The sequence below is a fragment of the Bacteroides sp. FSHCM14E1 genome (genome assembly GCF_019633785.1).
GTDB lineage: Bacteria > Bacteroidota > Bacteroidia > Bacteroidales > Bacteroidaceae > Bacteroides > Bacteroides hominis.
The window spans coordinates 100778-116445 of sequence record NZ_JADKYL010000006.1 but is presented as its reverse complement, the minus strand read 5'-3'; the positions used below and the strand labels follow the sequence as shown (position 1 = coordinate 116445).

Sequence of the window (15668 nt, the reverse complement as noted above, 5' to 3'; positions counted from 1 at the left end):
CTTAATAAACAAGAGATTAAAACTCTGTGTCCTCTGTGGTGAATCGTATTCGTTTCTGATCATTTATGCAGAATATACTTCAGAGCAATTTCACGAACTCGTCGAAAAGGAATTCCGTATCGGTCGGTCCGCTTGCCGCTTCCGGATGGAACTGTGCGGAGAACCACGGGTTTATTTTATGGCGGATTCCTTCGTTGGAGCCATCATTCATATTGATGAACAACGGTTCCCAATCGGTGCCGAGTGTGTTGTTATCTACCGCGTAACCATGATTTTGTGAAGTGATGAAACAACGTTCAGTGCCTGCCATCCGTACCGGCTGATTATGACTGCGATGACCGTATTTCAGTTTGTATATTTTGGCTCCTCCGGCTTTGCTCAGCAACTGGTTACCCATGCAGATACCAAAAATAGGAAGTTTCGGGTCCTGCATGGCACGGCGGATGTTCTGCACCGCAGCATCACATGTATCCGGGTCACCCGGTCCGTTGGAGATGAAGAGTCCGTCGAATTCCAGATGATTGAAATCATAATCCCAAGGCACGCGAATCACTTCCACATCCCGACGAAGCAAGCAGCGGATAATGTTCGTCTTTACACCGCAATCCACCAATACCACTTTTTTCTTACCCGCGCCTTCATTGTAACGGATCACCTCTTTACAGGAAACCTTGTCTACGTAGTTCACCCCGCTGTAAACAGCTTCCGGAGCATTTTCCGGTTCATCGTCAAACACAATCCGTCCCATCATCACTCCGTGTTCACGCAGCACTTTGGTCAGCTCACGGGTATCGATGCCCGTAATGCCCGGCACTTGCTCCCGTTTCAGCCAGTCCGCCAGACTTTCCACTGCGTTCCAATGGCTGTATTCCTGTGAGTAATCGCTCACGATGATGGCTTCGGCATGGATGCGTTCGCTCTCCATGAATGTAGCCAGCCCGTTGGGTTCCATACTGAAAGGAGGCACACCATAGTTGCCTACCAGCGGATAAGTCAGTGTCATCAGCTGCCCTGCATACGAAGGGTCGGTCAGACTCTCCGGATAACCGGTCATGGCGGTATTAAACACGACTTCACCTGCCACAGGCTTTTCGTAGCCAAACGACTTGCCGTGGAAACGGCTCCCGTCGTCAAGGATCAAAGTTACATTCTTCATTCTTATCTTCGTTTTAATCCACCACAAAGGATACAAAGCTCGCAGAGGTTTCATCTTTTATTTTAAAGTACATCTAAAAGAAACCGGTCCACTGTGTACGCTGCATCCTCTGTAGTAAAATCCTGATTTTCTTAAAATTGATATACCTGTTCAATATAATTAATAAATGCTTCGTTCAGCAGTTTCACTCCGCCCGGCGTTGGATAATTACCGCTGAAATACCAGTCTCCCGTATGGTTGGGACATGCCTCGTGCAATCCTTCAAGGGGTTGGTAAACAATCTGTACCTTGGCCTTCGTACCCTTCGGCGTCAGCAGTTCCACCATTTTAGCAGAGATTTCCTCGTCGGTGAAAGGAGCATAAATCTCCTTCACGTAGTTTACCATCTGTTCCTTCGGCAATCCTACCTGATCTTTCGATTTCCGGTAAGCTGCTGCGATCACGTCTTTCATATCCCGGTCCTTCAATAGTTCGATTGCCGCCTTGAAAGCGATGAACTCGGACATTTTCGCCATATCGATGCCGTAATAGTCCGGATAGCGAACTTGCGGGGAGGAAGAAACGATAACTATCTTTTTCGGTCCCAAACGGTCGAGGATACCGATAATGCTTTGCTTCAATGTGGTGCCACGGACGATGCTGTCATCGATAATCACCAGATTGTCGATACCTGCCCGGAGGCTGCCGTATGTTATGTCATACACGTGTGCCGCCAGATCGTTCCGGCTATTACCTTCGGCAATGAAAGTACGTAGTTTGATGTCCTTGATCGCTACCTTTTCCGAACGGATACGGCGAGACAGGATCACTTCCAGTTCATCGTGGTCCGGATTATGTCCCAGATTGGCAATCTGTCGTACCTTTTCTTCATTCAGGTAATCGTCCAGCCCTTGAAGCATACCGTAAAATGCCACCTCCGCCGTATTCGGTATGAACGAGAATACGGTATGGTCGAGATCATTATCAATTGCCTTCAGGATGTTCGGCACCAGCTTTTCACCCAGTTGTTTTCTCTCCTTATAGATGTCCGCGTCACTACCCCGTGAGAAGTAAATCCGCTCAAACGAACAGGCTTTCTTCTCCCGCGCTTTGTTGATCTGTGCCGTACGCAGTTTTCCCTCTTTGCTGATAAGAAGTGCCTGCCCCGGTTGCAATTCCTTTATTTCTCCTATCGGAACATTGAGTGCAGTCTGAATCACCGGACGTTCACTGGCAAGCACCGCAATTTCTTCATCCTGATACCAGAATGCCGGGCGGATCCCCCACGGGTCGCGCAACGCAAAGCTCTCTCCGCTTCCGGTCAGTCCGCACATCACATATCCTCCATCCCATTCCTTGCTCGATGTACGCAACACGTTTGCAAGATCCATATGATCCTCAATATAATGCGTCACGCCCATACCGGTCAGTCCTTCGGCCTCGGCCTGATTGAACAGTCGTTCCACTTCCCGGTCGAGTCTGTGCCCCACCTGTTCGAGCATGATATAAGTATCGGCATACTTACGCGGATGTTGTCCGATGGCAGTGATACGGGCAAACACTTCGTCCACATTTGTCATGTTGAAGTTACCGCAAAGGGCAAGGTTCTTCGCCCGCCAGTTGTTCCTTCTGAGAAATGGATGGACATAGGATATGCCGGATTTTCCGGTGGTCGAATAACGCAGATGTCCCATGTATACTTCCCCCGCAAAGGGCAGTGTACGCTTGGCAAACCCAGCATCGTGCAATTGCTCCCCGGTCAGATCCTTGAAGTTGGCCTGCACCGTTTCAAAAATTTCAGTGATGGCACCGGAACCCAACGCCCGTTCACGGAACATATACTCTTCACCCGGATTTGCTTCCAGTTTCACACATGCCAGTCCGGCACCTTCCTGCCCACGGTTATGCTGTTTTTCCATCAGCAGGTAGAGCTTATTGAGCCCATACATCCATGTCCCGTACTTCTTTTCGTAATACTCCAGCGGTTTAAGCAAACGAATCATGGCAACGCCACATTCATGTTTCAGTTGTTCCATCTATTTTCGATTTAACTATATTACAATCGGTTATTGAACTCACACCATAATCACACTCTTTTCCTCCTATCCCGGTCGGTCTGTCGTGCCTTCCCGACCCATAACGATACATCACGGGCAAAGGTACACTAATTATCAACGGTTTAAAGCACTTTAATGTTTCCGGACTTCCGATACATAGATTATCGGTCTTACAAAACCGGTAACTCTGCAGGAAACATGAAACGAAATGAACGGGGATCTCTGTACAAGTACTGTTACAGGAAGTATAACTTTGGGATAGAAATTCTTGGAGGATAACGGTGGAAATTTCAAGATTGCCGTTAGCAATAAAAACAGATGCTTCGCCTTTCGGCTGATACATATCAATATAGCCTACCATTCCACACATATTATCCTTTTTTGTTTTCGCGTGCAAAGATACATAATCTAAATAACATAAAGATTAGTTTTCCTATAAATATTTGACATAAACGTACAAAAAAGTTGTTTTAATATCAAAACGTTAATTTATCTATTATTTCAGTCTCAAAAAGAAAGAGATTACAATCGTTTAATGATATAATGGAAGCAAGTTACAGTTTGAAACAAAAAGTAGTTAATTTGCTTACGATCTGAAATATTAAAAAACTAAAAAGAGAATTAGTGTCACACAAAGGCGCGCCATACATATCATAATGAAATTAAATTCCTATTTTTGCCGAACATTTTGATACAACAAACAGGTATTATCGTATAATAAAGCTAAACAGAATGAAGGAACAAGAACTTTTTAACAACGAAACAAAAGAGTTGCCCTGTCAACGACTGCCCGAACAGTTGGGGCTCTATCATGCAATGAACGAACATGATGCCTGCGGAGTGGGTATGTTGGTGAACATTGACGGGGGAAAATCGCACGACATTGTGGAGTCCGCACTAAAAGTACTGGAAAACATGCGTCACCGTGGTGCCGAAGGAGCGGATAACAAAACAGGAGACGGCGCAGGCATCATGCTCCAGATTCCTCATGAATTTATCTTGTTGCAAGGCATACCTGTCCCCGAAAAAGGGAAGTACGGAACAGGTTTGATTTTCCTCCCCAAAAACGAAGAAGACCGGGCAACCATTCTGAGTATTATTATCGAGGAGATTGAAAAAGAAGGATTAACACTGATGCACCTGCGCAATGTACCTACTTGCCCGGACATATTGGGTGAATCGGCACGAACAGCCGAACCGGACATCAAACAGATATTCATCACCGGATTTACGGAAACGGAGACAGCCGACCGCAAACTCTATGTGATAAGAAAAAGGATTGAAAACCGGATACGCAAATCATCTGTCCCGGCAAAAGACGACTTTTACATTGTGTCGCTGTCTACCAAAAGCATCATATATAAAGGTATGTTGTCATCCTTACAGTTGCGTAGTTATTTCCCCGATCTGACAAACAACTATTTCACCAGCGGACTTGCATTGGTACACTCACGTTTCAGCACCAACACATTTCCCACATGGGGACTGGCGCAACCCTTCCGTCTACTGGCACACAACGGTGAAATAAATACCATTCGCGGTAACCGGGGATGGATGGAAGCAAGGGAAAGCGTACTCTCCTCACCTACCTTGGGGGATATCAGGGAGCTCCGCCCCATCATCCAGCCGGGTGGAAGTGACAGCGCCTCTTTAGATAACGTACTCGAGTTCCTGGTAATGTCCGGCCTCAGCTTGCCACATGCCATGGCTATGCTGGTACCGGAATCATTCAACGAAAAGAATCCGATCAGCGAAGACCTGAAAGCATTCTACGAATATCACTCCATCCTGATGGAACCATGGGACGGACCGGCTGCCCTGCTGTTCAGCGACGGTCGCTATGCGGGAGGTATGCTCGACCGTAACGGACTACGCCCCGCCCGCTATCTGATTACTCACAACAACATGATGGTAGTGGCCTCCGAAGTCGGCGTAATGGACTTCGAACCCGGAGATATCAAAGAGAAAGGACGCCTGCAACCGGGCAAGATATTGTTGGTAGACACCGAAAAAGGTGAGATCTACTACGACGGTGAACTGAAAAAACAGTTGGCGGAGGCCAAGCCTTACCGTACCTGGCTCGCCAACAACCGGATTGAACTGAATGAACTGAAAAGTGGACGCAAAGTATCACACAGTGTAGAGAACTACGGCCGCATGTTACGTACCTTCGGCTATTCAAAAGAAGACATCGAAAAGATCATCACCCCGATGGCGACCGGAGGGGCCGAACCGATCAATTCGATGGGCAACGACACCCCCCTGGCCGTACTCTCGGATAAACCACAACTCTTGTACAATTACTTCCGGCAACAATTTGCACAAGTGACAAACCCTCCCATCGATCCCATCCGCGAGGAATTGGTGATGTCGCTGACGGAATATATCGGTGCTGTGGGCATGAACATTCTCACCCCCAGCGAGAGTCATTGCAAAATGGTGCGCCTCAACCACCCTGTACTGAACAATGCCCAACTGGATATCTTATGCAATATCCGGTATAAAGGATTCAAAACAGTAAAGCTGCCCATACTGTTTGAGGCTGATAAAGGAAAAGCCGGACTTCAAGAGGCACTGACCGCCCTGTGCAAGCAGGCAGAAGCCTCCGTCGTAGAGGGAGTCAACTACATCGTACTGACCGACAGAGAGGTCGATGCCACACATGCTGCCATTCCATCCTTACTGGCTGTCAGTGCAGTGCATCATTATCTGATCTCAGTGGGCAAACGTGTCCAGACTGCTCTGGTAGTAGAAAGCGGCGAGATACGCGAAGTGATGCATGCAGCCCTGCTGCTTGGCTTTGGAGCCAGCGCATTGAACCCCTACATGGCCTTTGGCATTCTCGACAAGCTCGTTACCGGTAAAGATATCCAACTCGATTATGCCACAGCAGAAAAGAACTACATCAAAGCCATCTGCAAAGGGCTCTTCAAAATCATGAGTAAAATGGGGATCAGTACCATCCGTTCATACCGGGGAGCAAAAATATTCGAAGCTATAGGATTAAGCGAAGAACTGAGCAAGGCTTGTTTCGGCGGCCTGCCCTCTACCATCGGCGGCATCCGGCTTGAAGAGATAGCCAAAGATGCCATCGCTTTCCACAATGAAGGATTCGCAGCGGAAAACAGTGATGACATTTTGCCCAACAAAGGCTTATACTCTTTCCGAAAAGACGGGGAAAAACATGCCTGGAATCCGGAAACGATCAGTGCCCTGCAACTGGCAACCCGCCTGGGCAGCTACAAGAAATTCAAAGAGTTTACACAAATGGCAGATGAAAAAGAAATGCCCATCTTTCTGCGCGATTTCCTGGGATTCAAACGGTCGCCTATCTCTATCGACAAGGTAGAGCCCGTTGAAAACATCATGAAACGTTTTGTTACCGGTGCCATGAGTTACGGTTCGATCAGCCGGGAAGCACACGAGACAATGGCCATCGCCATGAATGCCATTCACGGACGGAGCAATACCGGTGAAGGAGGTGAAGATGCCAAGCGATTCACCCCGCGTCCGGACGGAACAAACCTGAGAAGTGCCATCAAACAGGTAGCTTCGGGACGTTTTGGCGTGACTGCCGAATATCTGGTAAACGCGGATGAAATACAGATCAAGATTGCACAAGGCGCCAAGCCGGGCGAAGGCGGACAGTTGCCCGGCTATAAGGTGGACGAAGTGATAGCCCGTACCCGTCACTCCATACCGGGCATCTCGCTGATTTCCCCTCCTCCTCACCATGATATTTATTCAATCGAAGATCTGGCACAACTTATCTTCGACTTGAAAAACGTAAATCCCCGGGCGAGAATCAGTGTCAAACTGGTAGCCGAAAGCGGAGTCGGCACCATTGCCGCAGGTGTAGCCAAGGCCAAAGCCGACCTGATCGTCATCTCCGGTGCCGAAGGCGGAACAGGAGCTTCACCCGCCTCTTCCATCCGTTACGCCGGCATCCCACCCGAATTAGGATTGAGTGAAACCCAGCAAACCCTGGTGCTGAACGGACTGAGAGGTCAAGTCATGCTCCAGGTGGACGGACAGCTGAAAACCGGACGGGACATCATCCTGATGGCAATGTTGGGAGCCGAAGAGTTTGGATTTGCCACCTCTGCACTGATTGTTCTGGGATGTGTCATGATGCGCAAGTGTCATCAGAATACTTGCCCGGTAGGCGTGGCCACACAAAATGAAGAATTACGTAGACGCTTCCACGGACGCAGCGAATACCTGGTGAACTTCTTCACTTTCCTGGCACAGGAGGTACGCGAGTATCTTGCGGAAATAGGTGTCGAAAAGCTGGACGACATTATCGGACGGACGGACCTGATCGAACGCACCCCCCAAGATATGCTCCCCAAGCACAGCCTGATTGACTTCAGCAGGTTGCTGGTACGGGTTGACAACCGGGCTGCCATTCTGCATACCACCAATCAGGACCACGGTATCTCGGCGGTGAAAGATGTGGAAATAATCCATGCCGCCCGCGAAGCCATCGAACGCCAACGGGAAGTCTCTCTGGAATATACCATTGCCAACACTGACCGCGCGTGCGGTGCCATGCTCTCAGGTGCCATCGCTACCCGGTATGGAGAAAAAGGTCTGCCGGAACATACGCTGAACGTCAAATTCAAAGGTTCCGCCGGACAGTCATTCGGTGCCTTCCTTGTACCGGGAGTCAACTTCAAGCTGGAGGGCGAAGCCAACGACTATTTGGGAAAAGGATTGAGTGGCGGACGTATCGCCGTACTTCCACCGGTACGAAGCAATTTCGAAGCGGAAGAAAACACTATTGCCGGAAACACCCTGCTATACGGAGCCACCAGTGGTGAAGTATACATCAATGGACGTGCGGGCGAACGTTTTGCGGTGAGAAACTCCGGAGCCGTCGCTGTTGTCGAAGGTGTGGGTGACCATTGTTGCGAATACATGACCGGCGGACGGGTGGTCGTGTTGGGACAGACCGGACGCAACTTTGCAGCCGGCATGTCGGGCGGCGTAGCCTATGTATGGAACAAAGAAGGAAACTTCGACTATTTCTGCAACATGGAGATGGTGGAACTTTCACTGATCGAAGAAGCCGGCTATCGCAAAGAACTTCATGAACTGATCCGCCAACATTATCTCTATACAGGCTCAAAACTGGCACGCACCATGCTCGACAATTGGAATCACTGCGTGGACGAATTCATCCAGGTGGTACCGATCGAATATAAAAAGGTGTTGCAGGAAGAACAGATGCGGAAACTGCAACAGAAAATAGCAGATATGCAGAGAGACTATTAGATAAGCCGCCGAACCTGTATATCAGATACCAATCTCAATCGTAAACTATAAAATCGTAAATAAAAATGGGAGATCCAAAAGCATTCTTAAATATTCCCCGTCACGAGGCCGGATACCGCCCCGTACACGAGCGCATCACTGATTTCAGTGAGGTGGAACAGACCCTCAACACAAGTGACCGCAAACTTCAGGCTTCACGCTGCATGGATTGCGGTGTCCCCTTCTGCCATTGGGCTTGTCCGTTGGGCAACAAGCAACCCGAATGGCAAGACGCACTCTACAAGGGAAAATGGCGTGAGGCCTACCAGATATTGTCTGCCACGTGCGACTTCCCGGAGTTTACCGGACGCATCTGCCCGGCACTCTGTGAGAAGTCGTGCGTACTGAAGCTATCGTGTGACGCCCCTGTCACCATCCGTGAAAATGAAGCAGCCATCGTGGAAGCAGCTTTCCGAGAAGGTTATATCATGCCGGCAATTCCCAAACGAAATGGAAAACGGGTAGCCGTCATCGGTTCCGGCCCTGCCGGACTGACGGTTGCCAACCGCTTGAACCGCTCGGGGTATGCCGTCACCGTTTTCGATAAAGCAGCAGCTCCGGGTGGATTACTTCGCTACGGAATCCCCAATTTCAAACTGAATAAAGTCATTATCGACCGCCGGATGAAGCTCCTGGAAGCGGAAGGCATTGAATTCAGAATGGGAACCGAGATCGACACGCATAAACTCACTCCGGAGAGTCGCACTTCCGATTTCGATGCCTATTGCATCTGCACCGGAGCGGAAACACCCCGGGATCTGCCCATTCCGGGACGCGAGTTGAAAGGAATCCATTTCGCTCTTGAGCTGTTGAGCGGACAAAACCGAATCATTGAAGGAGAAACTTTTTCCAAAGACGGGCAAGTAAATGCGAAAGGCCGAAAAGTGCTGGTCATCGGTGGCGGAGACACAGGCTCCGATTGTATCGGCACAAGCATTCGTCAAGGGGCGGCCTGCGTGACACAAATCGAAATCATGCCCAAGCCTCCTGTTGCCCATAATCCTGCCACTCCGTGGCCACAATGGCCGGCTGTACTGAAAACCACCTCCAGCCACGAAGAAGGCTGTATCCGTCGCTGGAGCCTGACTTCCAACCGGTTCCTCGGAAAGAACGGTAAAGTCACCGGAGTGGAAGTAGAAGAAGTGGAATGGTTACCGGACCCCGTCAACGAACGCTCTATTATGAAGCCGACCGGAAAAAAGGAAATAATCGAAGCAGATATGGTTTTATTAGCGATGGGATTCCTCAAACCCGAACAGCCAGTATTTGCCGAAAACGTATTCATCGCCGGAGACGCGGCAACAGGCGCAAGCCTTGTGGTGCGTGCCATGGCAAGCGGACGTACAGCAGCGACAGAGATAGAAAAATATTTAAACGCCAAGCGGTGAACAGCACGTAGTTTATTCATCATCAGACATTAACCCTTTAAAACAATTACGATTATGTGTGGAATAGCAGGAATTTTTAATATAAAAATTCAGAGCAGAGAACTCAGAAGCAAAGCCTTACAGATGGCACGGAAAATTCGGCATCGGGGACCCGACTGGAGTGGAATTTATTGTGGTGGAAGTGCCATCCTGGCACACGAACGCCTTTCTATCGTCGACCCTCAAAGCGGAGGACAACCCCTTTACTCGCCCGACCGGAAACTGGTACTGGCCGTCAATGGCGAAATTTATAATCACCGTGACATCCGTGCCCGGTATGCCAGCCGTTACGAGTTCCAGACCGGAAGTGACTGTGAAGTGATCCTTGCACTTTACCGCGACAAAGGCATCCATTTCCTTGAGGAGCTCAACGGTATTTTTGCTTTCGCCCTTTATGATGAAGAGAAAGATGAATACCTGATCGCCCGTGACCCCATCGGAGTAATACCTTTATATATAGGAAAAGATTCCGAAGGACACATCTACTTTGGCAGCGAGCTCAAGGCACTCGAAGGATTCTGCGACGAGTACGAGCCCTTCCTTCCCGGACACTACTATCACAGTAAAGAAGGAAAAATGAAACGCTGGTATACCCGCGACTGGATGGATTATGAAAAAGTGGCGAAAGAAAACGGCACCTCTCCCTGCCGGCAGATTCATGACGCTCTTGAAGAAGCAGTACACCGCCAGCTGATGTCCGACGTACCTTACGGAGTACTTCTTTCGGGCGGACTGGACAGCTCTGTTATCTCTGCCATTGCCAAGAAGTATGCAGCCAAACGTATTGAAACGGACGGTGCAAGCGATGCCTGGTGGCCGCAGCTCCACTCCTTTGCTGTCGGGCTGAAGGGTGCACCGGACTTAGTCAAGGCACGTGAAGTGGCCGAATACATCGGTACTGTTCATCACGAAATAAACTACACCCTTCAGGAAGGGCTCGATGCAATCCGGGATGTCATTTATTTCATCGAGACATACGATGTCACTACCGTCCGGGCTTCCACACCGATGTATCTATTGGCACGTGTCATCAAGTCGATGGGCATCAAGATGGTACTAAGCGGTGAAGGTGCCGACGAAATCTTCGGCGGTTACCTCTATTTCCACAAAGCACCCGATGCCCGTACCTTTCACGAAGAGACCGTACGCAAACTGTCTAAACTGCATCTATACGATTGTCTTCGCGCCAATAAGAGCCTGGCAGCGTGGGGAGTGGAAGGACGTGTCCCTTTCCTCGACAAAGAGTTTCTCGATGTGGCAATGCGGCTTGATCCCAAAGTAAAAATGGCTCCGGGAAAAGTCATCGAAAAGAAAGTCCTGCGTGAAGCCTTTGCGGGTATGCTCCCCTCCGGCATCGCTTGGCGCCAAAAGGAGCAGTTCAGTGACGGTGTAGGATATAGTTGGATAGATACGTTGAAAGAGATCACCGCAACGGCTGTCAGTGACGACCAGATGGCACACGCTGCAGAACGTTTTCCCATCCATCCCCCAATGAATAAGGAAGAGTATTACTACCGCAGTATCTTCGAAGAGCACTTCCCCAGTGAAAGCGCTGCCCGCAGTGTGCCCAGCATTCCCAGTGTAGCCTGTTCGACAGCCGAGGCACTAACATGGGACACCGCATTCAAGAACCTGAACGATCCCAGCGGACGTGCCGTAAAAGGGATACACGTAGAAGCATATTAAAAAGGGGGTAACTCTAATAGGCAAAGGGTGTAGCCATCGGACGCTCAGGGTGTAGCCCCGACAAACGGATGGCTACACCCTATCCACAGAAGCGTTGCTCCTACCCATACTCCCATTTTCGGTACACAGGAATGTATTGTAAAGAGATTTAAAAGAAATTTATAGCTTTGTTTAACGCAGATTAGCATCCTTATTCTGCTGATTTGCGTTACTTTTTTATATCTTTGAAGGCGAACCAAAAACTGAAATATATGAAAATAAAAAAACTTCTGTTTGCCTCTGCCTTACTTTTCTCGGCATATAATGTCTCTGCACAAACCCAGGTTATTGCCCATCGCGGATTCTGGAAAACCGAGGGTTCTGCGCAAAACAGTATCGCCGCCTTGCTAAAAGCCGACTCCATCGGATGCTATGGTTCGGAGTTTGATGTATGGCTGGCAGCCGATGACCAGTTAGTGGTCAACCATGATCCCACATTCAAAGGGAAAAGGATGGAAAACTCACCTTCCACCGCACTGACAGCCATCAAACTGGATAACGGGGAGAGCCTGCCTACCCTTGCCAAATACTTGAAAGCGGCACAACCGCTACACACCCGGTTGATTCTTGAGCTGAAAGCACACACCACTCCCCAACGCGAAACAAAAGCCATCGAAAAAATCGTTTCCCTGGTCAAAGACATGGGACTGGAGAAACGGATGGAATATATCACCTTCTCCCTGCATGCCACAAAAGAATTTATCCGCTTGGCTCCGGAAGGCACTCCCGTCTACTATCTCGACGGTAACCTGTCACCCAAGGAGCTGAAAGAATTAGGATGTGCCGGGCCGGACTATCATTACACAGTATTCCGCAAACATCCCGAATGGATCCGGGAATGCCATGATTTGGGCATGAAAGTGAATGCCTGGACTGTGAACAAGACGGATGACATGAAATGGCTGATCGATCGTAAAGTAGATTTCATCACCACCAATGAACCGGTACAACTGCAAAATCTGTTGAAAAAATAAATCTCCGTATCCAATCATTTTTTTAATTCTCCCTTGAGTGAGTACACGCCCACTCAAGGGAGTTTTTTCAATCCCGACTTCGTGTCTCATAGATACAAAAACCATTCCGTATCTATTTAAAATGTTACTTTTACGATTCAGCATACCATATTTACAATTTAGCAACTACCGTTTACAATTCAGAAAATAAACTTGAAAAAAAATAAAGCAAACGTTCTATCTTTGAGCAAAAGAAAATATATAACTTTAAAAAATTAGAATCATGAAAAAGTTATCAGTATTACCGGTGTTGCTGTTATTCGTTTGTCTGGGAAATGTACAGGCACAAACAGCAAAAGAAATGACACGTAAACAAAAGAAAGCTGAACAGGAATTACTGGATCAAGCATTATTTGATGAAGCCAAACAGGCAATTACCATGAAAAATTTCATTTTAGAGGCCGACCATGTGATATTTAAGCACGGTACATCGGCCTTCGTTTCTTCGAATACAAATTTTGTAGCAGTAAAAGATGACAAGGCCGTGGTTCAGGTAGCTTTCAACATACCCGTTAGCGGTCCTAACGGTTTGGGTGGTATCACCGTCGAAGGTAGTACCTCCAACTACAAACAGACTACCGACAAAAAAGGAAATATATTCGTATCAATGAGCGTAATGGGAACCGGAATATCCGCACAAGTAAACATTCGCTTGGACAAGGGAAGTAATAATGCGTCGGTAGATATAAGTCCGAACTTCAATTCAAATCGTTTCACACTGACCGGAAGTTTACTTCCTTTGACTAAAGCTAACGTTTTCAAAGGTACATCACTTTAAGGTAAAAAGATTGTTTTCAGGCCATAATCAAGTATTAAAGTAATAATTACATTATCCATAAAAGTGAATTACCGGACGGAATTACGGAATAAGAGAATAACGCCAGTTTCCGCATAGGCATTTGTTTATACTATTTTTCGAGAAACAAGAGGTTGCCCAGAACCATTGTGATATTTTGTGTCTCCTCTTGTTTTTTTTACTAAATTTGTAATATACACATAAAGTCTACAATCAATATGCGACAAAAATACAATCATTTGTTCAATGGCTTGCTATTCTCAGGGTTAGCATCTTTTTCATATCTGTTTCTCGTGCTGTACTCCGACTTGGCTCCGAAGCATTTGGAAGTATTGATTTCTTTTAAGTCGTTCATATTGATACTTGCCGCTTTTAATCTGGTTGGTTTCGGAGTATTGATGATTCACAACTGGCAGAAGCGCAGTTTCCAGTTCCTGGTCAAACGCAAAGATCGATTAATTATTGACTGCATCCTTACTGCGATCATACTGTTTTTGATGAATTATCTGGTCTGGTCAATAGTAAAAGCCATATTTGAGGTTCCCGAACCTTTTATCCTAAAAGGCCGAGGATTAAGAATAATAGCCCTGGTCTGGTTAGTAGAAATGGTGATAACCAATCTAACCTTGACTATCAACTTCTACAGGCAATTGGTTCTTTTGCACGAGAAGGCAGAGCAATTTGAAGAAGCTTCCATAAAAGCCCAATACGTAGCCTTACAGAATCAACTGAATCCGCATTTTCTTTTCAACAGCCTCAATACGCTTATCTCCGAAATAGAATATTCTCCCCGAAACGCCGTTCTATTCACCCAGCGCTTGTCCGACGTATACCGGTATATATTACAAAGCCAGCAACAGCGCTTGGTTACTTTAAAATCGGAATTGTCTTTCATTGATTCCTACATCTTTCTTCATAAAGTTCGTTTAGGAGATTGTATCCGAATTGATAACAAGGTAGAGTTACACAATTACGATTTGAAGTTACCTTCGTTGGCCCTACAGTTATTAGTAGAAAACGTCATTAAACACAACATTATTAATATGGATTATCCGATGAAGATACTGATTGATTACGAACAACAAAGTGGTATGTTGGCGGTAACCAATGAAATTAGAGTAAAGCCCAATGTAGCTACTACGGGAATGGGGCTAAAGAATCTTTCAATCCGCTATCGCCTGATATGCGATAAGAATATCCTCATAGAAAGTAATACTAATTATTTCACCGTTAAAGTTCCCCTATTAAATGAATAAAATTACAGCTGTTATTATTGAAGACGAAATTCCGGCGGCCCGCCGATTGAATAAGATCATAAATGAAATACGTCCCGAATGGCAAGTCACGATATTGCCCGGCAGTGTAGAAAAAAGTGTAGAATGGTTTAATAAGAATCCACATCCGGATATTGTTTTTCTTGATATACAACTGACAGACGGCATTTCATTCACATTTATCGAACAAGCACGTCCGGAGAGCACTATCATCTTTACCACTGCATACGATGAATATGCTATTAGGGCTTTTGCCGTCAATAGCATTGACTATTTACTTAAACCGATAGACAGTGTCCGGCTGGAAGAAGCTATTGCCAAGTTCGAACATCTTACCACCAAATATCTGGTACAGGAGCAAAAGACAACCGATCTAATAGACATTTTACAAAACATAGCCAATCCGTGCAAAAAGTATCGCACCCGTTTTCTTATATCAGGCGAAGATAAACTTTTTACCCTGCAAGTTGAAGATATCGCCTATTTCTATTCTGAAAACAAAATAACTTTTGCCGTTACCAAGCAAAACAGGGAACATATTATCGATCTCTCTCTGGACAGGCTGATGGAACAACTCAATCCGGATATCTTTTTCCGAAGTAGCCGGCAGACAGTGATCAGTATTAACGCTATTGAGCGGATTGAATCGTATTTTCTGGGAAAAGCCATTTTACATGTAAAACCTCCTTTTAAAGATAAGATAATCGTCAGCCGTGATAAAATACCTCAGTTGAAACTTTGGTTAAACTACTAAAAGCATTACATATCTTAGACATTTGAAATTGTTTTATCTCCTCCATCATTGATACAGAGATTTAACTGTATCCAACTTCGGACTCAAATACATATTCTGATACAGTCCGGTTAGCCGCACACAAAAAGAAAGCATTTAAGAAGAAAGAGGTTTCATTCTGTCAGGATGGAG

At 46.9% G+C, this 15668-nt stretch carries 9 protein-coding genes; 7 read left to right on the top strand and 2 right to left on the bottom strand.

The window, feature by feature from the left end:
• Positions 1 to 79: 79 nt before the first annotated feature.
• Both carA and ISX59_RS11270 read right to left on the bottom strand, forming a co-directional pair.
• The gene (carA, locus tag ISX59_RS11275) at positions 80 to 1156 is read right to left on the bottom strand and encodes a glutamine-hydrolyzing carbamoyl-phosphate synthase small subunit (RefSeq protein WP_032537041.1); all 1077 of its coding nucleotides are present in this window, start codon (positions 1154 to 1156) and stop codon (positions 80 to 82) included.
• Between the two features lie 131 nt (positions 1157 to 1287).
• Entirely contained in the window at positions 1288 to 3171 is a 1884-nt protein-coding gene (locus ISX59_RS11270; RefSeq protein WP_022012625.1) for an amidophosphoribosyltransferase, read from the bottom strand.
• Between the two features lie 753 nt (positions 3172 to 3924).
• Here ISX59_RS11270 and gltB point away from each other — a divergent pair.
• The 7 genes from gltB (at position 3925) to ISX59_RS11235 (ending at position 15497) form a co-directional block, all read left to right on the top strand.
• On the top strand, positions 3925 to 8469 hold the full coding sequence (gene gltB, locus ISX59_RS11265; RefSeq protein ID WP_032540503.1) for a glutamate synthase large subunit: 4545 nt from the start codon (positions 3925 to 3927) through the stop codon (positions 8467 to 8469).
• A gap of 65 nt (positions 8470 to 8534) precedes the next feature.
• Complete coding sequence (locus tag ISX59_RS11260; RefSeq protein WP_032540501.1) at positions 8535 to 9896, top strand: glutamate synthase subunit beta; 1362 nt, start codon at positions 8535 to 8537, stop codon at positions 9894 to 9896.
• 54 nt (positions 9897 to 9950) lie between these two features.
• Positions 9951 to 11621: an asparagine synthase B gene (gene asnB / locus ISX59_RS11255; protein WP_032540500.1), complete on the top strand. Its 1671-nt coding sequence runs from the start codon at positions 9951 to 9953 to the stop codon at positions 11619 to 11621.
• Positions 11622 to 11872: 251 nt separating this feature from the next.
• Positions 11873 to 12634: a glycerophosphodiester phosphodiesterase family protein gene (locus tag ISX59_RS11250; RefSeq protein WP_032540499.1), complete on the top strand. Its 762-nt coding sequence runs from the start codon at positions 11873 to 11875 to the stop codon at positions 12632 to 12634.
• Positions 12635 to 12896: 262 nt separating this feature from the next.
• Complete coding sequence (locus tag ISX59_RS11245; RefSeq protein WP_005820573.1) at positions 12897 to 13451, top strand: DUF4251 domain-containing protein; 555 nt, start codon at positions 12897 to 12899, stop codon at positions 13449 to 13451.
• 236 nt (positions 13452 to 13687) lie between these two features.
• The gene (locus tag ISX59_RS11240) at positions 13688 to 14725 is read left to right on the top strand and encodes a sensor histidine kinase (protein WP_005778311.1); all 1038 of its coding nucleotides are present in this window, start codon (positions 13688 to 13690) and stop codon (positions 14723 to 14725) included.
• Complete coding sequence (locus ISX59_RS11235; protein WP_022012618.1) at positions 14718 to 15497, top strand: LytTR family DNA-binding domain-containing protein; 780 nt, start codon at positions 14718 to 14720, stop codon at positions 15495 to 15497. The genes ISX59_RS11240 and ISX59_RS11235 overlap by 8 nt, the downstream gene beginning before the upstream one ends.
• Positions 15498 to 15668: the final 171 nt, after the last annotated feature.